The 19,442-nt window shown below is 61.7% G+C and carries 15 protein-coding genes and 2 pseudogenes; 7 read left to right on the forward strand and 10 right to left on the reverse strand.

Annotated features, from left to right (window positions below; genetic code table 11):
• The first annotated feature begins 132 nt into the window (after window positions 1-132).
• On the forward strand, window positions 133-1,542 hold the full coding sequence (locus LRS56_18415) for an MATE family efflux transporter (protein WDU60829.1): 1,410 nt from the start codon (window positions 133-135) through the stop codon (window positions 1,540-1,542).
• Window positions 1,543-1,672: 130 nt separating this feature from the next.
• On the opposite strand, the gene tusA is transcribed toward LRS56_18415, so the two are convergent.
• The gene (gene tusA / locus LRS56_18420; GenBank protein WDU60830.1) at window positions 1,673-1,924 is read right to left on the reverse strand and encodes a sulfurtransferase TusA; all 252 of its coding nucleotides are present in this window, start codon (window positions 1,922-1,924) and stop codon (window positions 1,673-1,675) included.
• A gap of 126 nt (window positions 1,925-2,050) precedes the next feature.
• A complete protein-coding gene (gene rlmM / locus LRS56_18425) occupies window positions 2,051-3,127 on the reverse strand; it encodes a 23S rRNA (cytidine(2498)-2'-O)-methyltransferase RlmM (GenBank protein WDU60831.1) in 1,077 nt (358 codons plus the stop codon).
• A gap of 190 nt (window positions 3,128-3,317) precedes the next feature.
• Here rlmM and acnA point away from each other — a divergent pair.
• A pseudogene (gene acnA, locus LRS56_18430) lies at window positions 3,318-6,058 on the forward strand (aconitate hydratase AcnA).
• 125 nt (window positions 6,059-6,183) lie between these two features.
• Here the strand turns inward: acnA and LRS56_18435 are convergent.
• The gene (locus LRS56_18435) at window positions 6,184-7,122 is read right to left on the reverse strand and encodes an aspartyl/asparaginyl beta-hydroxylase domain-containing protein (protein WDU60832.1); all 939 of its coding nucleotides are present in this window, start codon (window positions 7,120-7,122) and stop codon (window positions 6,184-6,186) included.
• A gap of 316 nt (window positions 7,123-7,438) precedes the next feature.
• A complete protein-coding gene (gene cysK / locus LRS56_18440; protein WDU60833.1) occupies window positions 7,439-8,413 on the reverse strand; it encodes a cysteine synthase A in 975 nt (324 codons plus the stop codon).
• A 122-nt stretch (window positions 8,414-8,535) separates the two neighbouring features.
• Here cysK and LRS56_18445 point away from each other — a divergent pair, with 122 nt between their 5' ends.
• The 3 genes from LRS56_18445 to LRS56_18455 all read left to right on the forward strand — a co-directional run bounded on the left by LRS56_18445 (window position 8,536) and on the right by LRS56_18455 (window position 11,765).
• Entirely contained in the window at window positions 8,536-9,612 is a 1,077-nt protein-coding gene (locus tag LRS56_18445; GenBank protein WDU60834.1) for a DUF748 domain-containing protein, read from the forward strand.
• Window positions 9,613-9,741: 129 nt separating this feature from the next.
• Complete coding sequence (locus tag LRS56_18450) at window positions 9,742-10,587, forward strand: MoxR family ATPase (GenBank protein ID WDU60835.1); 846 nt, start codon at window positions 9,742-9,744, stop codon at window positions 10,585-10,587.
• Complete coding sequence (locus LRS56_18455) at window positions 10,587-11,765, forward strand: VWA domain-containing protein (protein ID WDU60836.1); 1,179 nt, start codon at window positions 10,587-10,589, stop codon at window positions 11,763-11,765. The genes LRS56_18450 and LRS56_18455 overlap by 1 nt, the downstream gene beginning before the upstream one ends.
• Before the next feature lie 122 nt (window positions 11,766-11,887).
• Here LRS56_18455 and LRS56_18460 read toward each other — a convergent pair whose 3' ends face one another.
• The 3 genes and pseudogenes from LRS56_18460 to LRS56_18470 form a co-directional block, all read right to left on the reverse strand.
• A complete protein-coding gene (locus tag LRS56_18460) occupies window positions 11,888-12,802 on the reverse strand; it encodes a biotin-dependent carboxyltransferase family protein (GenBank protein ID WDU60837.1) in 915 nt (304 codons plus the stop codon).
• Window positions 12,799-13,502 (reverse strand): annotated as a pseudogene (locus LRS56_18465) (allophanate hydrolase subunit 1). Before LRS56_18465 ends, LRS56_18460 begins: the two are co-directional and overlap by 4 nt.
• Window positions 13,499-14,239 (reverse strand): LamB/YcsF family protein, encoded by a 741-nt coding sequence (locus tag LRS56_18470; GenBank protein ID WDU60838.1) that lies wholly within the window; start codon window positions 14,237-14,239, stop codon window positions 13,499-13,501. Before LRS56_18470 ends, LRS56_18465 begins: the two are co-directional and overlap by 4 nt.
• 175 nt (window positions 14,240-14,414) lie before the next feature.
• Between LRS56_18470 and LRS56_18475 the strand changes: the two genes are divergently transcribed.
• Window positions 14,415-15,335 (forward strand): LysR family transcriptional regulator, encoded by a 921-nt coding sequence (locus LRS56_18475; GenBank protein WDU60839.1) that lies wholly within the window; start codon window positions 14,415-14,417, stop codon window positions 15,333-15,335.
• 94 nt (window positions 15,336-15,429) lie between these two features.
• On the opposite strand, the gene LRS56_18480 is transcribed toward LRS56_18475, so the two are convergent.
• The 3 genes from LRS56_18480 to LRS56_18490 are packed head-to-tail and all read right to left on the reverse strand — an operon-like array spanning window position 15,430 to window position 17,324.
• A complete protein-coding gene (locus LRS56_18480) occupies window positions 15,430-15,972 on the reverse strand; it encodes a DUF2937 family protein (protein ID WDU60840.1) in 543 nt (180 codons plus the stop codon).
• A gap of 11 nt (window positions 15,973-15,983) precedes the next feature.
• Window positions 15,984-16,760, reverse strand: coding sequence for a class II glutamine amidotransferase (locus LRS56_18485; GenBank protein WDU60841.1), 777 nt, complete (start codon window positions 16,758-16,760; stop codon window positions 15,984-15,986).
• Between the two features lie 30 nt (window positions 16,761-16,790).
• The gene (locus LRS56_18490; protein ID WDU60842.1) at window positions 16,791-17,324 is read right to left on the reverse strand and encodes an MFS transporter; all 534 of its coding nucleotides are present in this window, start codon (window positions 17,322-17,324) and stop codon (window positions 16,791-16,793) included.
• A 24-nt stretch (window positions 17,325-17,348) separates the two neighbouring features.
• Here LRS56_18490 and LRS56_18495 point away from each other — a divergent pair, with 24 nt between their 5' ends.
• On the forward strand, window positions 17,349-19,391 hold the full coding sequence (locus LRS56_18495; GenBank protein ID WDU60843.1) for a S9 family peptidase: 2,043 nt from the start codon (window positions 17,349-17,351) through the stop codon (window positions 19,389-19,391).
• Window positions 19,392-19,442 lie beyond the last annotated feature (51 nt).

Genomic DNA, 19,442 nt, shown 5'->3' on the forward strand with positions numbered 1-19,442 from the left:
GCCAGCTCCCACAGGGGTTCAGCGCCTGTTGGTAGAGCGCATTACAAATCAGCAACACTGGTTTTTTCCTGACCGTTGCGTCAAAGCGTAGAATCCGCCGTCCCTGCGCTGCTCTTTACTGGACACCTGTACGTGAACACTGCCACCGCCACCCTCACCCGCCCCGCCCGCATCAGCCGGGAAGTGCGCGACCTGCTGACCCTGGCCCTGCCGATCATGATTGGCCAACTGGCCACCACCGCGATGAGCTTTGTCGATGCGGTAATGGCCGGGCGCGTCAGCCCCCAGGACCTGGCGGCCGTGGGCCTGGGCAATTCGATCTGGATCCCGGTGTACCTGCTGATGACCGGCACCCTGCTGGCCACCACGCCGAAAGTCGCCCAGCGCTACGGTGCCGGGCAGTTCAGCGAGATCGGCCCGCTGGTGCGCCAGTCCTTGTGGCTGGCGGTGGTGGTCGGGATCAGTGCGGCACTGTTGCTGCTGTGCGCCGAACCGATCCTGCATGCGATGAAAGTCGAGCCTGACCTGATCAAACCCTCAATGGGCTACCTGCACGGCATCGCCGCCGGCATGCCGGCGATTGCGTTGTATTACGTACTGCGCTGTTTCAGTGACGGCCTGGGCCGCACGCGGCCGAGCATGGTCATGGGCCTGTGCGGGCTGGCGCTGAATATTCCGCTGAACTACATCTTCATCTATGGCCACCTCGGCGTGCCAGCCATGGGCGGCGTGGGCTGCGGCTGGGCCACCGCGATTGCGATGTGGGTGATGATGCTCGGCCTGGCCGGCTGGACCCGCTGGGGCCCGGCCTACCAGAGCAGCGAACTGTTCAAGCGTTTCGACTGGCCGCAATGGGCGGTGATCAAGCGTGTCCTGGGGATTGGCCTGCCCATCGGCATCGCGATCTTTGCCGAATCGAGCATCTTTGCGGTGATCGCCCTGTTGCTCGGCGGCCTGGGCGCCACGGTGGTGTCCGGGCATCAGATTGCGCTGAACGTCAGCTCCCTGGTTTTCATGATCCCCTACTCCCTGAGCATGGCGGTCACCGTGCGTGTGGGCCAGGCGCTGGGGCGAGGCGAGCCGCGTGAAGCGCGTTTCGCCGCCGGGGTCGGCATGGGCACCGCGCTGGCGTATGCCTGCCTGTCCTGCAGCCTGATGCTGGTGTTTCGCGAGCAGATTGCGGCGATCTACACCCCGGACCCGATCGTGATTCACTTGGCGTCGACGCTGATCGTGTTCTCGGCGCTGTTCCAGTTCAGCGACTCGATCCAGGTCACCGCCGCCGGTGCCCTGCGCGGCTATCAGGATACCCGCGTGACCATGGTGCTGACCCTGTTTGCCTATTGGGGCGTGGGCCTGCCGGTGGGTTACGCGCTGGGGCTGACCGACTGGCTCGGCGAACCGAGCGGCCCGAGCGGTTTGTGGCAGGGCCTGATCGTGGGCCTGAGCTGTGCGGCGGGGATGTTGCTGGTGCGCTTGGCGCGCAGTGCACGCCGACGCATTCGTGTGGACAAGACGAGGCGCCTCCATCCGGCCCTGTGACAACACCTGAGGCAGAACCTGTGGCGAGCGGGCTTGCCCGCGTTGGGTCGCGAAGCGGCCCCAAAAATGGGCCTGCTACGCAGTCCAACGCGGGCCAGCCCGCTCGCCACAACTGCAGTGTTTTAAGGGTTTAATCGACCTTCTTGCGGATCCAGTACAGGTACGTGCCGGCCTGCTCCTGCTGATCCACCAGTTCGTGGTCAAGGAACACGCAGAACTTGGGGATATCGCGGCGCGTCGACGGGTCGGTGGCGATCACCTTGAGCAAGCCGCCGGGCGGCAGGTCGCGGATGTGCTGGTGCAACATCATCACCGGCTCCGGGCAGTTGAGGCCGGTGGCGTCAAGGGTGCCGTCGACGGGCAAATCCAGAGACTGACTCATACTTCACTCCTAAAACAGACCCGTTCTCCTGTGGGAGCGGGCTTGCCCGCGATGACGGGGGCACATTCAACATAGATTTCTACAGTTATACCGCTATCGCAGGCAAGCCAGCTCCCACAGTTGATATCAGTGTTTTTTGGCTTTCTTCACATCCACCAGCCGACGCAGGTGGCAGGTCACTTCCTCGCGGTCGTGGTACAGCTGCTTGCAGCCGATCTCGACCCGAATCCCACGCGCCTTGAACCCTTCTTCGATGCGCTCCAGCAGACGCTTGACCTCGGCGTAACGCTGCTTCATCGGCAATTTCAGGTTCACCACCGCCTCACGGCAATAGCCCTCGCCGATCCAGGTTTCCAGCAGCGCGGCGTTGCGCGCCGGTTTTTCGACGATATCGCAGACCATCCAGTCCACCGGCTGCTTGGGCACAAAGGTGAAGCCGTCAGCCATCAAGTGCTGCACCAGGCCGGTGTCCATCAGGCTTTCGGCCATGGGGCCGTTGTCGATGGCGGTCACCAGCATGCCCCGGTTGACCAGTTGCCAGGTCCAGCCGCCAGGGGCTGCACCGAGGTCGACGCCGGTCATGTCGCCGTGCAGGCGCTCGTCCCACTGGTCGCGGGGGATAAAGTGGTGCCAGGCCTCTTCCAGCTTCAGGGTCGAACGGCTTGGCGCGTCACGCGGGAATTTCAAACGCGGGATGCCCATCGGCCACATGGCGGAGTTGTTCGACTCGGCCAGGCCCATGAATACTTCGCGGCCGCTTTTGAACGTCAGCAGCAGGCGCGGCTGGCTCGGGTCGTCCACCAGTTTGCCGGCGTTGAGCAGGGCTTTGCGCAGGTGCACTTCGAATTTCTTGCAGAAGTTCGACAGCTCCTTGCCGTCGTTGGTGTCGACCATCTCCAGCCACAGGCTGCCGCACACCGGGAAGCCCTGCAGGTGGTTGAGGATCACGCTGATACGGTCGGTTTCCGGCAGGTCGATAAACACCCCGCGTGCCCACTGCCGCGGGAAGATCAGCTCGGCAAAGCGCTGACCGTGCATCAGACGCTGGGCGCCGTCTTCTTCGGTGCAGACAAATTCGGCGCAGGCGCTGCCGGTCTTGGTCTTGGCGTAGCCGGAAACGTTCAGGCGCGCGGCGTGTTCCGCGATCTCGGAACAGACTTCGCCTTCAAAACCCGGGCGGCAGTGCATAAAAAGGGTGTTCATTGAATCTCCTGGCAACCGGCTTGCTGTAGCGCAATGCCTGTCATGAAAACGCGCGCATGATAGCCGAGTTCGGAACCTTGGACTTAACGATAGAGTCCAGTTATTAGCCTGCTAATGAAAACAGGGCTAAGTTGAAAGCTCTGTTCGTCCCGTCAGGTCCGTAGCCGTGCGGACCATAAGGAGTCATGTAATGTCATCCCTTGATAGCCTGAGAACCCTTAAAACCCTGCAGATAGACGACAAAACCTACCACTACTTCAGCCTGCCCGAAGCCGCCAAGAGCCTGGGTGACCTGGATAAGCTGCCGATGTCCCTCAAGGTGCTGCTGGAAAACCTGCTGCGCTGGGAAGACGACAAGACCGTCACCGGCGCCGACCTCAAGGCGATCGCCGCCTGGCTCAAAGAGCGCCAGTCCGACCGCGAGATCCAGTACCGCCCCGCCCGGGTATTGATGCAAGACTTTACCGGGGTGCCCGCCGTGGTCGACCTGGCCGCCATGCGCGCCGCCGTGGCCAAGGCCGGTGGCGACCCGCAGCGCATCAACCCGCTGTCCCCGGTGGACCTGGTGATCGACCACTCGGTGATGGTCGACAAATTCGGCACCACCAGCGCGTTTGAGCAGAACGTCGACATCGAAATGCAGCGCAACGGCGAACGCTACGCCTTCCTGCGCTGGGGCCAAAGTGCCTTCGATAACTTCAGCGTCGTGCCACCGGGCACCGGCATCTGCCACCAGGTCAACCTCGAATACCTCGGCCGCACCGTGTGGACCAAGGATGAAGACGGCCGCACCTACGCGTTCCCCGACACCCTGGTGGGCACCGATTCGCACACCACCATGATCAACGGTCTCGGCGTACTCGGCTGGGGCGTGGGCGGTATCGAAGCGGAAGCGGCGATGCTCGGCCAGCCGGTGTCGATGCTGATTCCGGAAGTGATCGGCTTCAAGCTCACCGGTAAATTGAAAGAAGGCATTACCGCCACCGACCTGGTGCTGACCGTCACGCAGATGCTGCGTAAAAAAGGCGTGGTGGGTAAGTTCGTCGAATTCTATGGCGACGGCTTGGCCGACCTGCCCCTGGCCGACCGCGCCACCATCGCCAACATGGCCCCGGAATACGGCGCTACCTGTGGTTTTTTCCCGGTGGACGACGTAACGCTGGACTACCTGCGCCTGTCCGGCCGTCCGGCAGCAACCGTGAAGCTGGTGGAGGCTTACACCAAGGCGCAAGGCTTATGGCGCAACGCAGGCCAGGAACCGGTGTTCACCGACAGCCTGGCCCTGGACATGGGCAGCGTCGAAGCCAGCCTCGCCGGGCCGAAACGCCCGCAGGACCGCGTGTCGCTGCCGAATGTCGGCCAAGCGTTCAGCGATTTCCTCGATCTGCAATTCAAACCGACCAACAAGGAAGAAGGCCGCCTGGAAAGTGAAGGCGGTGGCGGTGTGGCCGTGGGCAACGCCGACCTGGTGGGTGAGACCGACTATGAATACGACGGCCAGACCTATCGCCTGAAAAACGGCGCCGTGGTGATCGCCGCGATCACCTCCTGCACCAACACCTCCAACCCGAGCGTGATGATGGCGGCCGGCCTGGTGGCGAAAAAGCCGTGGAAAAAGGCCTGACCCGCAAACCCTGGGTCAAGACCTCCCTGGCTCCAGGTTCCAAAGTGGTCACCGACTACTACAAGGCGGCGGGTCTTACCCAGTACCTCGACCAGCTCGGTTTCGACCTGGTGGGCTATGGCTGCACCACCTGTATCGGCAACTCCGGCCCCTTGCCCGAGCCGATCGAAAAAGCCATCCAGAAGGCCGATCTGGCCGTCGCTTCGGTGCTGTCCGGCAACCGTAACTTTGAGGGTCGCGTGCACCCGCTGGTGAAAACCAACTGGCTGGCCTCGCCGCCGCTGGTGGTCGCCTATGCGCTGGCCGGCACCGTGCGTATCGATATCAGCAGCGAGCCGCTGGGGAACGATCAGGACGGCAAGCCGGTGTACCTCAAGGACATCTGGCCGAGCAGCAAAGAGATTGCTGACGCGGTGGCACAGGTCAGCACCGGTATGTTCCACAAGGAATACGCCGAGGTGTTTGCCGGTGACGCGCAGTGGCAAGCCATTGAAGTGCCGCAGGCCGCGACTTACGTGTGGCAGAAAGACTCTACCTACATCCAGCATCCGCCGTTTTTCGATGACATCGCCGGCCCCTTACCGGTGATCAAGGATGTCAAAGGCGCCAATGTACTGGCCCTGCTGGGCGATTCGGTGACCACCGACCACATCTCCCCCGCCGGCAATATCAAGACCGACAGCCCGGCTGGCCGCTACCTGCGCGAGCAAGGCGTGGAACCGCGGGACTTCAACTCCTACGGCTCACGCCGCGGCAACCATGAAGTGATGATGCGCGGCACGTTCGCCAATATCCGCATCCGCAATGAGATGCTCGGCGGCGAGGAGGGTGGCAACACGCTCTACATCCCTACCGGCGAGAAAATGCCGATCTATGACGCAGCCATGCAATACCAGGCTTCTGGCACGCCGCTGGTGGTGATCGCAGGCCAGGAATACGGCACCGGGTCAAGCCGTGACTGGGCGGCCAAGGGCACCAACCTGCTGGGGGTCAAGGCGGTGATCGCCGAGAGCTTCGAGCGGATTCACCGCTCCAACCTGGTAGGCATGGGCGTGCTGCCGTTGCAGTTCAAGCTGGACCAGAACCGCAAGGCGCTCAAGCTGACCGGCAAGGAGAAAATCGACATTCTCGGTCTGACCGACGTGGAGATCACCCCGCGCATGAACTTGACGCTGGTGATTACGCGGGAGGATGGCAGCAGCGAGAAGGTCGAGGTGCTGTGCCGGATCGACACGCTCAATGAAGTGGAATACTTCAAGTCGGGCGGGATTCTGCACTATGTACTGCGGCAGTTGATCGCCTCTTAAGCACGACGCAGATCAAATGTGGGAGTGGGCTTGCTCGCGAATACGGTGGATCAGTCAAATATGTATCGACTGACACTGTGCATTCGCGAGCAAGCCCGCTCCCACATTTTTGACCGCGTTTCAGATCAGCCGAACAACCACTTCCACAACAGCACCAACACCACCACCGCCAGAATCGGCCGCGCAATGCGGTACGCCTTCGGATGCTTGCGCTTCCACTGTTTGACCACACCACTGAACTTGTCGCTGAAGGTCTTGCTCCACGCATATGCCTGGTTGATGCCGCCCACGCGTTCGTCGTCGAGGTTCTGCGGCGCCGTAGCGCGGCCCAATTGCTTGCTGACCCAGCGGTTGATGCGGGTCATTACACGGTTGCTCAGCGGGCGTTCGATGTCGCAGAACAGAATCACGCGGGTCTGCTCGGTTTCGTTCTTGACCCAGTGCACGTAGGTTTCGTCGAACATCACGTCCTCACCGTCGCGCCAGGCGTAAACCTGGCCGTCGACGAAGATCCGGCAGTCGTCGGAATTCGGCGTGGACAGGCCCAGGTGGTACCGCAGGGAACCGGCAAACGGGTCGCGGTGCGGGTTGAGGTGGCTGCCGCCCGGCAACAGGGCGAACATCGCGCCCTTGACGTTGGGGATGCTGCTCACCAGCGCCACGGTTTTCGGGCAGAGCGCCTCGGCCGATGGCAGGGGTTTGTCATACCACTTGAGGTAAAAACGCTTCCAGCCCTTTTTGAAGAACGACCCGAAACCGGCGTCGTTGTTCTTTTCGGCGGCGCGGATGTAGCCCTCGTCGAACAGGTGCATGGCCTCTTCGCGGATCACTTCCCAGTTGTCCTTGAGCACGTCCAGTTCGGGAAACTTGCTGCGGTCCAGGTACGGCTTGGACGGCACGGCCGAAAACAGGTACATCAAGGCGTTATAGGGGGCGAACAGCGCCGAATGGTTGACGAACTGGCGCAACATCGGCAAACGCGCCTTGCCGCGCAGGTGCACATACAGCGTGCTGCCGATAAACAACGCCAGTACCGACAGTTTGGCGGCCAAAGAAAAGGTCATGCAGCAACTCCTGAAATAATCGCCTGGCCAACAGCAGACGTAGCAGCCGGCCATGATAAACAGTTGAGCCATTATGCAGAAGGCCCGAGCTGACCGGCTGACACAAATCAAACATCGCATTGTGGCGAGCCTGCTTTCTGTGGCGAGCGGGCTTGCCCGCGTTGGGGCGCGGAGCGGCCCTAAAACCAGTCACCGTGTTTAGCTCTGCAGAAATGCGGCGTGGGCCATTGGGGCTGCTGCGCAGCCCAACGCGGGCAAGCCCGCTCGCCACAACAAGCCTGCTCGCCACAGCGAGCCTGCTCAACACAGGCATATATCAAGCCTGGGTTTCTTGTTCGGTAAACAGATCGCTGAAGAGCATGCTCGACAGGTAGCGCTCACCGGAGTCCGGCAGAATCACTACGATGGTCTTGCCCTGCATTTCCGGCTTCTCGGCCAGGCGCACGGCCACCGCCATCGCGGCACCGCAGGAGATGCCGCACAGAATCCCCTCTTCCTGCATCAGGCGCAGGGCCATGGCCTTGGACTCGTCATCGGTCACCAGCTCTACGCGGTCGACCATCGACAAATCGAGGTTTTTCGGCACGAAACCGGCGCCGATGCCCTGGATTTTGTGCGGGCTGGGCTTGATCTCTTCACCAGCCAGTGCCTGGGTGATCACCGGCGACACGATCGGCTCTACCGCCACCGACAATATCGGTTTGCCCTGGATGTTTTTGATGTAGCGCGACACACCGGTGATGGTGCCGCCGGTGCCCACGCCCGCGACCAGTACGTCCACCGCGCCATCGGTGTCGTTCCAGATTTCCGGGCCGGTGGTTTTCTCGTGGATCGCCGGGTTGGCCGGGTTTTCAAACTGGGCCGGCATAAAGTAGGTGGCCGGGTCGCCGGCGACGATTTCAGCCGCCTTGTCGATAGCCCCTTTCATGCCTTTGGCCGGCTCGGTCAGCACCAACTCGGCGCCGAGGGCCTTGAGCACCTTGCGCCGCTCAATACTCATGGAGGCCGGCATGGTCAGCAGCAGCTTGTAGCCACGGGCCGCGGCGACGAAGGCCAGGCCGATACCGGTGTTGCCGGAGGTAGGTTCGACGATGGTCATGCCCGGCTTGAGTTTGCCGGAGCTTTCGGCGTCCCAGATCATGTTTGCGCCAATGCGGCACTTCACCGAATAGCCTGGGTTGCGCCCTTCAATCTTGGCCAGGATGGTCACGCCACGCGGGGCGATGCGGTTGATCTGCACCAGGGGCGTGTTACCGATGGAGTGCGCGTTGTCTGCAAAAATGCGGCTCATGACGGGTCCTTTAGGCAATATCAAGAAGGCCACAAGGGTATGCCTCGTGCTGCAAAGCGTCCAGTCGGAGGAACGTTGGGCGCGTCCGCACAGTCCATCTCCTACATGCAAGGAGAACCGCCATGAAACGTCGCTACAGCTGGCCACTATGGACCGTCGCCGGAGTGCTGGTATTGCTGGTTGCCATCAGTGTCGCCCTGCCCTATCTGGTGCGTAACTACCTCAACGACAAGCTCGCCGACATGGGCGACTACCGTGGCCAGGTCACCGACGTGGACCTGGCACTGTGGCGCGGCGCGTACCGCATCAACGGCCTGCAGATCGTCAAGGTCGACGGCAAGGTGCCTGTACCGTTCGTCAAGGCGCCGCTGATCGACCTCGCGGTGAGCTGGCATTCGTTGTGGTACGACCATGCGGTGGTGGCCAAGGTGCTGTTCATCAACCCCGAGGTGAACTTTGTCGACGGCGGCGCCAACCAGCAGGCATCCCAGACCGGTAAAGGCACCGACTGGCGCGAGCAACTGAGCAAACTGGCACCGATCACCCTCGATGAAGTGCGCATCCAGGAGGGCAAGATCGCTTTCCATAACTTCAGCTCCAAGCCCCCGGTGAATATCAACGCCACCTCGGTGAATGCCAGCTTCTACAACCTGACCAACGTGGTCGACGTCAAAGGCAAGCGCGATGCACGCTTCGAAGGCAAGGCCCTGCTGCAAGGCCAGGCACCGCTGGAGGCCACCGCCACCTTTGACCCGCTGAGCAATTTCGAAAACTTCGAATTCCGCTTTCGCGCCAAGGATTTGCAGCTCAAGCGCATGAATGACTTCGCCTCGGCCTACGGCAAGTTCGATTTCAAGGCCGGTACCGGCGATGTGGTGATCGAAGCCCAGGCGGAAAAAGGCCAACTGACCGGTTACATCAAGCCGCTGCTGCGCGATGTCGAGGTGTTCGACTGGCAGCAGGACGTGGAAAACAAGGACAAAAACATCTTCCGTTCGATCTGGGAGGCCGTGGTCGGCGCCAGCGAGACCGTGTTGAAAAACCAGTCCAAGAACCAGTTCGCCACCCGCGTGGAGCTGAGTGGCAGCGTGCATCAGCAAAATGTCAGCGCGTTCTCTGCATTTTTGGCGATTTTGCGTAATGGGTTTATCCAGGCGTTCAATGCCCGTTACGAGCAACCCAAGCCCAGCGCAGATTAACTGGGGGAGCGGTGCAGCGTGAAGGTTGTGTCGTGACCGGCCATTCAGAGACTGAATAACCCGTCTGCGTTCACAGTCGCCGGGGCTGCGCGGTATAGTCCGGGCATTGATGAATTCGAGGAATGACCGATGAAGTTCGAAGGCACCCAGGCCTATGTGGCTACCGATGACCTGAAATTGGCCGTCAACGCCGCCATCACCCTGGAGCGGCCATTGCTGGTCAAGGGCGAACCGGGCACCGGCAAGACTATGCTCGCCGAGCAACTGGCCGAATCCTTCGGCGCCAAACTGATTACCTGGCACATCAAGTCCACCACCAAGGCGCATCAGGGCCTCTACGAGTACGACGCGGTTAGCCGCCTGCGTGACTCGCAGTTGGGCGTGGATAAAGTGCACGATGTGCGCAATTACCTGAAAAAAGGCAAGCTCTGGGAAGCGTTCGAGTCCGAAGAGCGGGTGATTCTGCTGATCGATGAAATCGACAAGGCCGATATCGAGTTCCCCAACGACCTGCTGCAAGAACTCGACAAGATGGAGTTCTACGTCTACGAAATCGACGAGACCATCAAGGCCAAGAAACGCCCGATCATCATCATTACCTCCAACAACGAAAAAGAGCTGCCGGACGCGTTCCTGCGCCGCTGCTTCTTCCACTACATCGCTTTCCCCGACCGCACCACCCTGCAAAAAATCGTGGATGTGCACTACCCGGACATCAAGAAGGACCTGGTCAGCGAAGCCCTGGACGTATTCTTCGACGTGCGCAAAGTGCCGGGCCTGAAGAAAAAGCCGTCCACCTCCGAGCTGGTCGACTGGCTCAAATTGCTGATGGCCGACAATATCGGCGAGGCCGTGCTGCGCGAGCGCGACCCGACCAAGGCCATCCCGCCCCTGGCCGGTGCGCTGGTGAAGAACGAGCAAGATGTGCAACTGCTGGAGCGACTGGCGTTCATGAGCCGTCGCGGTAATCGCTGATGTTGCTCAACCTGTTCAATGAAATGCGCGCGGCCAAGGTGCCGGTGTCGGTGCGCGAGCTGCTTGACCTGATCAACGCCCTGAAACAGCGCGTGACCTTCGCCGACATGGACGAGTTTTACTACTTGGCCCGGGCGATTCTGGTCAAGGACGAGCGGCATTACGACAAGTTCGACCGGGCGTTCAGCGCCTACTTCAACGGCCTGGAAAAGCTCGACGACCACCTGCAGGCGTTGATCCCCGAGGAGTGGCTGCGCAAGGAGTTCGAACGCTCGCTGAGCGATGAAGAGCGTGCGCAGATCCAGTCCCTCGGCGGCCTGGACAAGCTGATCGAAGAATTCAAGAAGCGCCTGGAAGAACAGAAGGAACGCCACGCCGGCGGCAACAAGTGGATCGGCACCGGCGGCACCAGCCCGTTCGGTTCCGGCGGCTACAACCCGGAAGGCATTCGCGTGGGTGACGCCGGCAAACGCCAGGGCAAGGCGGTAAAGGTCTGGGACCAGCGCGAGTACAAGAACCTCGACGACCAGGTTGAGCTGGGCACGCGCACTATCAAGATCGCCCTGCGCCGCCTGCGCAAGTTTGCGCGCCAGGGTGCGGCCGAAGAGCTGGATATCGACGGCACCATCGACCACACCGCCCGCGATGCCGGGTTGCTGAATATCCAGATGCGCCCGGAGCGGCGTAACACCATCAAGCTGCTGTTGCTGTTCGACATCGGCGGCTCGATGGATGCCCACGTCAAAATCTGCGAAGAGTTATTTTCGGCGTGCAAGACCGAGTTCAAGCACCTGGAGTACTTCTACTTCCACAACTTCGTGTACGAGTCGGTGTGGAAAAACAACCAGCGCCGCACCTCGGAACGCACCTCGACCCAGGATTTGCTGCACAAATACGGCGCCGATTACAAAGTGATCTTTATCGGCGATGCGTCGATGGCGCCGTATGAAATAACCCAGGCCGGCGGCAGTGTTGAGCACTGGAACGAGGAGCCGGGGTATGTGTGGATGCAGCGTTTCATGGCCAAGTACAAGAAGTTGATCTGGATTAACCCGTATCCCAAGGACACGTGGGGGTACACCGCCTCGACCGGGATTGTGCGGGAGTTGGTGGAGGATCAGATGTACCCGCTGACGTTGCGCGGGTTGGAAGAAGGCATGCGCTTTCTCTCCAAATAAACGCAGATCCAAATGTGGGAGCGGGCTTGCTCGCGAATGCGCAGTGTCAGCCAACCTATCAGGCAACTGACCCACCGCTTTCGCGAGCAAGCCCGCTCCCACCTTCTGGATTGCAGCGTGGTTTAGCCCGTGGTTAACCGCTGCAAATACTCGATATGCTGCCGATGCGCCGTCTCCTGCACCACCGGCGCCAACCGAACCTTCTCCCCCGGCAGACACTGCGCCAGCCGCGCCAGCGCCAATGGTGTCAGCGCACCTAGACGCGGGTAACCACCAATGGTCTGCCGATCATTGAGCAACACAATCGGCTGCCCATCCGGCGGCACCTGGATCGCCCCCAGAGGAATTCCTTCGGAGATCAACGACGGCCCCTGATACTGCAACGGCGTGCCCAACAGGCGCATACCCATGCGGTCGGCGCGGCTGTCCAGCGCCCACTCGGTGTTGAAGGCATCGAACAGGCTTTGCCCACTGAACTGGCCGATTTGTGCGCCGACAATCACGTCCAGTGATGCTGCCGATTGCAACCCTGGGTCAGCCAGCACTTTCATCGCCCCGCCCGTACCGGAATACGCCAACCGCCCGCCTTCAGCCAGCACTTTGCCGAAACCATCAAGCCCGCCCAGTTCCTCACGTACCACCGTGGCGCAACTGCCCAGCACCTGCGGCGCATCAAACCCGCCCGGTGCCGCCAGGTAAGCCCGCGCCCCGTTGAATGGCTGGGTAAAGCGCAAACGCTGGCCCTTTTGCAGGATAAAACTGCGGCCGGGGCTGATGGCGCGTTCGTCGATATACGCGCCCAGGTCCGCACCGGCAAGGGCCAGCAGGCAGTAATCCTCGGCCTGCACGGTAAAGCCGCCGAGGGTAATTTCCACCACCGGCGCGTCCAGCGCATTGCCCAACAGCCAGTTGGCCCAGGACATCGACACCCAGTCCAGCGCGCCGCCCTGGGTCACGCCCAAGTGGCGCACGCCAAAACGACCGGCGTCCTGCAACAGGCACAGCGGCGTGCTGGCCTCGATCAACAAGCGGCTCATGCCTGCGCCTCCAACGGCGTGTCATCGCCACCCAGTTTGATGAATTCGGCGTGATCAACCGCTTCGAAACGCACCGTGTCGCCCGGTTGCATCAGGCTGTAACCGTCGCGCTCGCGGTCGAAGAGTTTGGCCGGGGTACGGCCGATCAGGTTCCAGCCGCCCGGCGACACCACCGGGTACGCGGCCGTTTGCCGTTCGGCAAGGCCGACGCTGCCGGCCGCCACGCGTTTGCGTGGGGTCTTCAGGCGGGGGTGGCGAGGCTTTCATCCACCAGGCCCATAAAGGCGAAACCGGGGGCGAAACCGAGGGCGAACACCTGGTAGGGGTGAGCGCTGTGACGGCGAATCACGTCGTCCACGGCCAAGCCGCTGCGCTGGCTGAGCAAGCTCAATTCAGGGCCGACGCTCAGGTCGTACCACACGGGCAGCACATGGCATTGGCCGCCGCCCTGGGCCTGGGGTTGCAGGTCGGTGAGGGCCTGGTCGATCAGTTCGCGGGCTTGGGCCGGGTTCAACGCAGTGAGGTCGTAATGCACCATCAAGGTGGTGTAGGACGGCACCAGGTCCACCAGCGCCGCGCCAAAACCGCTGCGCAAACGCTGGGTAGCGGCGAGCATCCACGGCATATTCGCTTCGGCGATCACCTCAAACAGACGCACCATCAAACAGTCGATGGCAACCACTTCAATCCGTGGTTTCATGCTGGCCTCAACGCCTCGCGGATGCGCTGCACCGCGGCGATCGAGCTGGCATTGTCGCCATGCACGCACAGGGTATTGGCCTGCAGGACCAGCGGGCTGCCGTCGCTGGCGGTCAGCGCGTGGCCACGCGAAAGGGTCAGGGCTTGCTGCACGATGGTCTCGGGATCATGGTGCACCGCACCCGGCAACTGGCGCGAAACCAGATGCCCCTTGGGGTCATAGGCACGGTCGGCGAAGGCTTCAAACCAGAGGGTTACGCCGTATTCGTCGCCCAGGGCCTGCGCTGCGCTGTTGTCGCGGGTCGCCAGCAGCATCAGCGGCAGCTCGCCGTAAGCCGCCACGGCCCGGATCACTGCGCGCAGTTGTGCGGGGTTGGCCATCATGTCGTTGTACATCGCGCCATGGGGTTTGACGTAGCTGACCCGCCCGCCCTGGGCGCGACAGATGCCGTCGAGGGCGCCGATCTGATAGTGCAACAGGTCCTGGATTTCCTCGGGCGTGTAGGCCATGGAACGGCGGCCGAAACCTTGCAGGTCTTGGTACGCCGGGTGCGCGCCGACCTGTACGCCGTGCTTGAGGGCCAGGCTGACGGTCTTGCGCATGATGCTCGGGTCGCCGGCATGGAAGCCGCAGGCCACGTTGGCGCAATCAATGAACGGCATGACCTCGGCGTCCAGACCCATGGTCCAGTTACCAAAGCTTTCGCCGATATCGCAATTGAGTAGCAGACGGCTCACGGTGGGCGCTCCTGTAGGCTTTGTTTTTTTGTAGTGTGGGATTTTTTACGCAGAACTCGCAACTTGTCCTGACACCCCAACGACGCTTATCGTGGAATAGCTCGATTTTTGGCGCTGGCCCGGTACGGCGTCCAACTAATAAAAACCGATCCATGCATAAGAAAAAGTTGATCCCATGAATTTGAAGTTCCTCGAAACCTTCGTCTGGGTGGCCAAGCTCAAGAGCTTTCGCCTGACCGCCGAGAAACTGTTCACCACCCAGGCCTCGATCTCCAGCCGCATCGCGGTGCTTGAAAGCGAGTTGGGGGTGAAGCTGTTTCTGCGTGATTCACGGGGCGTGAGCCTGACGCCGGAAGGCCTCAAGGTGCTCGATTATGCTGAGCAGATGATGGTGACCATGCAGGGGTTGAAGCAATCCCTGGAGACCACCAGCAGCAAGGTCGGGCGCATTCGTATCGGCGCGATGGACACCGTTATCCATACCTGGCTCAGCCCATTGGTGGCGGAACTGATGGACCATTTCCCGCTGGTAGAAATCGAGTTGGTCGCCGATACCGCACTGAACCTCAGCGATCAGCTGCAAAAAGGCTTCCTCGACCTGATCCTGCAAACCGACCTGCTGCGCCTCGAAACCGTGCGCAGCCTGGAACTGGCCAGCCACCCCATGGCGTGGATCGTCGCCAGCCAGTCGATCTACAACCGCGACTATGCCTCCCTCGCCGAGCTGGCCCAGGAGCGCATCATTACTTACTCGAAAAACTCCCACCCGCACCAGGACGTGCTGAGCCTGATGCAGGCCAACGGCGTGGCCGCGCCACGCATGAACTGTGTGAATTCGGTGTCGGCGATTACCCGCTTGCTGCGCGACGGGTTCGGGGTGGGCGCGCTGCCACCAGTGCTGGTCATCGAAGAACTGGCGCGTGGCGAGTTGGTGATGCTGCCGATGGCGCAGAAACTGCCGAACTTGCAGGTGGTGGTGTCGTGGCGCGTGGGGGTGGAATTGGTGGAGGAGATAGTCGGGCTGTGCCAGAAGGTGGTGGCGCGGTATGCCGAAGAGGTCGGTGAGGAGCGAATGGTGCTGACAAAATCGGGTTAAACCTGTGGGAGCTGGATTGCCTGCGATAGCGGTGCATCAGTGGCAACTGTGCAAGCTGACTCACCGCTATCGCAGGCAAGCCAGCTCGCACATTTTAGAGGCCCTTCAGGTCTCGCTCTTCAATCGGCCGGCTCTGGCGCAAGCGCTTGCCGCCGAGCACCACCCAGTCGATCAGCCGGAACAGGCACTCGATGCCGAACGACAACAGCATCGCCCCGCCCAGGCCCCAGCCCATGGCCTCGGGGGTCAGCAGGATCTGGTAGCTGTAGCCATTCCAGGTCTCCAGGCGGATATCCGGGTCGGCCGCCACGGCCACTTGCAGGGCGCGGATGTACCAAGGGCCTTGCATGGCCTGGAATTGTTTATCCAATGCCACCTGGCGATCGAGCATGGCGCCCAGGCTGTTGGCGTCGCTCTGGAATACCGGGTCGTCGCTGGCGCGGTAATGGGCGACCAGCGCCTGCAAGTCACCCTTGAAGAACTGCTGCGCAGTCGATTCAAACCCGCGCAAGCCGGTCTGGGCTTCGATCAGGTGGGCTTCAACGCGCTTGGCGTAGTCATTGATAAACCCCGGCACTTGCACACCGACCAACAAGCCAATGGCAAACAGCACCAACCGCAGATAACTGAGCAACATGGTCACTATCCTTACTCGGTAACGCCCTGGCTGACGCATTCACCGCGTCGCCACAGGCTCCATTGGCCCGGTTCGTAGCGGGTCCAGTTTTCGTTGTCGGTCAACGGTTCGGTAGCGATCACCGTCACCACATCATTGGGCGTAGTTTCGGCCTGAAAATCGACGATCACGTCGACATCTTTCAGGCGTGCCGGGCCAAACGGTGCGCGCCGGGTAATCTGCGCCAACTTGGTCGAACAGTAGCAAAACAGCCAGTCGCCATCGCTGAGCAGGCAGTTGAACACGCCCTTGCTGCGGTATTCGGCGCAGGCGGCGATCAGGTCCGGCAGCATCTGCTCGATGTCCACCGGCTCCGGGAAGGCTTCGCGCACACGGTTGAGCAGGTCACAGAACGCCGCTTCACTGTCGGTATCGCCCACCGGCCGGTAGAAGGTGGCGCGGGGGTGGAAGTCCGCCAACTGGCCATTATGGGCAAAACACCAGTTGCGGCCCCACAGTTCGCGTACGAACGGGTGGGTATTGGCCAGGCTCACCTTGCCCACATTGGCCTGGCGGATATGGCCGATCACCACTTCACTTTTGATCGGGTAGCGCTGCACCAGCAGGGCGACTTCCGACTCACTGCTGGCGGCCGGGTCCTGAAACAGGCGCAGGCCGCGGCCCTCGTAGAAGGCGATCCCCCAACCGTCGCGGTGGGGGCCGGTACGCCCACCGCGCTGCATCAGCCCGGTAAAGCTGAACACGATATCGGTGGGGACGTTGGCACTCATGCCCAATAATTCACACATGCCAGGGCTCTCGCTGCAGGGCGGACAACGTTAAAGGCGCGGTTCGACCCGCATACCGCTCACAGGCGCGGGACGGCGGTAAAGCTCATCGTCCTCATCCTGCGGCTCGGCCGCCAGGGCCGCATCAACCGCAGCCTTGCGCTCACGGCGGGCGTTGGCGGCACGTTCGATGGGCCAGCGGATCAGCACGATCACCAGGTACACACCAAACGCGATCATGGTGTACATAAACAGATCGGAGATGGCCCGCCAGGCGTTATTGCCGACCTTGAGCACCAGGTCCAGCGCGGTGATGGCCACGGCGGGTGCGAATTGAGTCTTGACCGGATCAACGATGGTCGGGCTGAACAGCAGCACCGCCATCAGCAATTGCAGCGGCTCGCGCAACCAGCGCCAGATCCAGCGGGTCATGCGCCACCACACCAACAAGCAGCCCAAAGCGGCGAAGGCGTAAAGGCCCCAAGCGGTCAGATAATCGTTCTCGGTCATGGTGTCCATGGCAAGGTAGGCAAACAGGCGGCTATGATAACGGCTTTTGCGTGTCGCGGCTGCAATGCCTGCCACCGTCCGCCAGACAGAGAGTGATCCATGCCGTCATCTAACGCCCCGATTGCCCGCAAAGCGCCAGGCCAGGACCCGTACGCCTGGCTGCAAGAGCGTGACAGCACTGAAGTCCTCGATTACCTCAAGGCCGAAAACGCCTGGCAGGAAGCCCAACTGGCCGACCAGCAGGCGCTGCGCGAAACCTTGTTCGAAGAGATCAAGGGCCGCATCCTCGAAACCGACCTGTCCCTGCCCTCCCCGTGGGGCCCGTACCTGTATTACACGCGCACCACCGCCGGTGACGAATATGCCCGCCACTACCGCTGCCACCGCCCGGCGGATGACAGTAACGCGGTGGATGAGAGCAGCGAAGAACTGCTTCTCGACCCTAACGTGCTGGCCAATGGCGGCTTTTTCTCCCTGGGCGCGTTCAGCATCAGCCCCGACCACCAGCGCCTGGCCTACAGCCTGGACACCAGTGGCGAAGAGATCTACACCCTGTACGTGAAGGAATTGGCCACCGACAAGGTCAGCGAACTGGCGTTCGAGAACTGCGACGGCAGCATGACCTGGGCCAATGACAGCCTGACGCTGTTCTTCGGCGAACTGGACGACACCCACCGCCCGCACAAGCTGTATCGCTACCGCCTGGACGGTACAGCGGCGCAGGAAGTGTTCCACGAGCCCGACGGCCGATTCTTCCTGCATTGCTACCGTTCCAGCTCCGAGCGCCAGTTGCTGCTGGCCCTGGGCAGCAAGACCACCAGCGAAATCTGGGCGCTGGACGCCAACCAGCCGCACCTGGATTTCACTTGCCTGGCGCCACGTGTCGAAGACCATGAATACGATGTCGACCACGGCCAGCTCAATGGCGCGTGGACCTGGTTTATCCGCAGCAACCGTGACGGCATCAACTACGCACTGTTCGTGGCTACCGACATCGGCGACGTGCCGGCCGAGAGTGAGTGGCAGAACCTGATCCCCCACAGCGATGAGGTGATGCTCGACGGCGTAAGCCTGAATGCCGGCGCCATGACCTTGAGCCTGCGCATCGGCGGCCTGCCGGTGATCGAAGTGCACCCCGAGGGCTTGCCGGCCTATCGCGTGGAACTGCCTGACGCCGCCTACAGTCTTTACGTACAGAACAGCCTGGAGTTTGCCAGCAACAAGATCCGCCTGCGTTATGAAGCACTAAACCGTCCGGCCCAGGTGCGCCAGCTTGAATTGGCTAAAGGCGAGCAACTGGTGCTCAAGGAAACCCCGGTACTGGGCGTGTTCAACGCCGACGACTATGTCAGCCAGCGCCTGTGGGCCACCTCCGCCGACGGCACCCAGGTGCCGATCAGCCTGGTGGTCAAGCGCGACCAGCTCGGCAAGCCTGTGCCTTTGTACCTGTATGGCTACGGCGCCTACGGCCACAGCCTTGACCCATGGTTCTCGCATGCGCGCCTGAGCCTGCTGGACCGCGGCGTGGCATTCGCCATCGCACATGTACGCGGCGGCGGCGAGCTGGGCGAAGCCTGGTACCGCAACGGCAAGCAGGAGCACAAGCAGAACACCTTCAGCGACTTTATCGCCTGCGCCGAACACCTGATCGCCGACGGCCTGACCACCGCCGGGCAACTGGCGATCAGCGGCGGCAGTGCCGGCGGCCTGTTGATCGGTGCGGTGCTCAACCAGCGCCCGGAGCTATTCCAGGCAGCGATTGCCGAAGTGCCGTTCGTCGACGTGCTCAACACCATGCTCGACCCGGAGCTGCCGCTGACCATCACCGAGTACGACGAGTGGGGCAACCCCGAAGAGCCAGAGGTGTACGAGCGCATCAAAGCCTATGCGCCGTACGAGAACGTCAGCGCCCAGGCCTACCCGGCCACGCTGGTGATCGCCGGCTACAACGACAGCCGAGTGCAGTACTGGGAAGCGGCCAAATGGGTGGCCAAGTTGCGCGATACCAAGACCGACGACAACCTGCTGCTGCTCAAGACCGAGCTGGGTGCCGGCCACGGCGGCATGAGCGGGCGTTATCAGGGATTACGTGACGTAGCGCTCGAATATGCATTTGTGTTCAAGGCGCTGGGCCTGGTTTAAGGAACTTAGTGTGGCGGCCCTGTCTGAACACAGGACCGCCTACTTGATTGA

It is taken from the genome of Pseudomonas poae (assembly GCA_028869255.1).
Taxonomy (GTDB): Bacteria; Pseudomonadota; Gammaproteobacteria; order Pseudomonadales; family Pseudomonadaceae; genus Aquipseudomonas; species Aquipseudomonas poae_C.

Bases quoted from the DNA above. Each gene is read 5' to 3' on its own strand.
- cysK (WDU60833.1), bottom strand. From the start codon at position 8,413: ATGAGCCGCATTTTTGCAGACAACGCGCACTCCATCGGTAACACGCCC.
- LRS56_18475 (WDU60839.1), top strand. From the start codon at position 14,415: ATGAATTTGAAGTTCCTCGAAACCTTCGTCTGGGTGGCCAAGCTCAAG.
- LRS56_18455 (WDU60836.1), top strand. From the start codon at position 10,587: ATGTTGCTCAACCTGTTCAATGAAATGCGCGCGGCCAAGGTGCCGGTG.
- LRS56_18435 (WDU60832.1), bottom strand. From the start codon at position 7,122: ATGACCTTTTCTTTGGCCGCCAAACTGTCGGTACTGGCGTTGTTTATC.
- LRS56_18485 (WDU60841.1), bottom strand. From the start codon at position 16,760: ATGTGTGAATTATTGGGCATGAGTGCCAACGTCCCCACCGATATCGTG.
- LRS56_18495 (WDU60843.1), top strand. From the start codon at position 17,349: ATGCCGTCATCTAACGCCCCGATTGCCCGCAAAGCGCCAGGCCAGGAC.
- LRS56_18450 (WDU60835.1), top strand. From the start codon at position 9,742: ATGAAGTTCGAAGGCACCCAGGCCTATGTGGCTACCGATGACCTGAAA.
- LRS56_18460 (WDU60837.1), bottom strand. From the start codon at position 12,802: ATGAGCCGCTTGTTGATCGAGGCCAGCACGCCGCTGTGCCTGTTGCAG.
- rlmM (WDU60831.1), bottom strand. From the start codon at position 3,127: ATGAACACCCTTTTTATGCACTGCCGCCCGGGTTTTGAAGGCGAAGTC.
- LRS56_18445 (WDU60834.1), top strand. From the start codon at position 8,536: ATGAAACGTCGCTACAGCTGGCCACTATGGACCGTCGCCGGAGTGCTG.
- tusA (WDU60830.1), bottom strand. From the start codon at position 1,924: ATGAGTCAGTCTCTGGATTTGCCCGTCGACGGCACCCTTGACGCCACC.
- LRS56_18480 (WDU60840.1), bottom strand. From the start codon at position 15,972: ATGTTGCTCAGTTATCTGCGGTTGGTGCTGTTTGCCATTGGCTTGTTG.